Here is a 754-nt window from a genome sequence, read left to right on the forward strand (position 1 = left end):
GCTGCAGGCCAGGGCGGCGGCAAAAACGAGGGGATGGACGGCGCGGCCGCGGGTTCGGCGCGTGGGTGCGGGCATGGCAACTCCTGGAGAAGGTGGAAGGGCTGGCTGGCAGCGCTCGTCCTTCAAATCCAGGATGCACGGCGTGGCTACGAAAGCGGATAGCGATGATGATTCTAAGAGTAAATAACAATCATTCTTGATTGTGGGAGCGCGATCCGCTCATTGCCGTGGCAGCTGCGCGATACGACGGGCGCCTGCGTTCTGCGCCGGTCGGCACGGGGCGGCCCGTAAAATCAGGGGCATGAACATCCCCTCCCACCAGCTCAGCATGACCGTGCTGATGTCCCCCGACATGGCCAATTTCTCGGGTAATGTGCATGGAGGGGCGATCCTCAAGCTGCTGGACCAGGTGGCGTATTCGTGCGCCAGCCGCTTTTCGGCCTGCTACGTGGTCACCCTGAGCGTGGACCAGGTGATGTTCCTGCAACCCATCCACGTCGGCGAGCTGGTGACTTTCCTGGCCAGCGTCAACTACACCGGTTCCTCGTCGATGGAAGTGGGCATCAAGGTGATTGCGGAGGACATCCGCTCGCAGGTGGTGCGGCATGTGAACAGCTGCTTCTTCACGATGGTCGCGGTGGACGAAGCCCGCAAGCCCGTGCAGGTGCCCCGGCTGTCGCCGTCCACGCCCGACGAGCGCCGCCGCTGGGACGCCGCCGTCATGCGCAAGACCCTGCGCAAGGAACTGGCTGCG

General features: G+C 63.8%; 1 protein-coding gene. It reads left to right on the forward strand.

Annotated features, from left to right (window positions below; translation table 11 throughout):
• Nucleotides 1-301: 301 nt before the first annotated feature.
• The coding region (locus ACDELDRAFT_RS23250) for an acyl-CoA thioesterase (protein WP_005801815.1) at nt 302-754 on the forward strand (453 nt) is incomplete at its 3' end.

Source organism: Acidovorax delafieldii 2AN, from assembly GCF_000175235.1.
GTDB lineage: Bacteria > Pseudomonadota > Gammaproteobacteria > Burkholderiales > Burkholderiaceae_C > Acidovorax > Acidovorax delafieldii_B.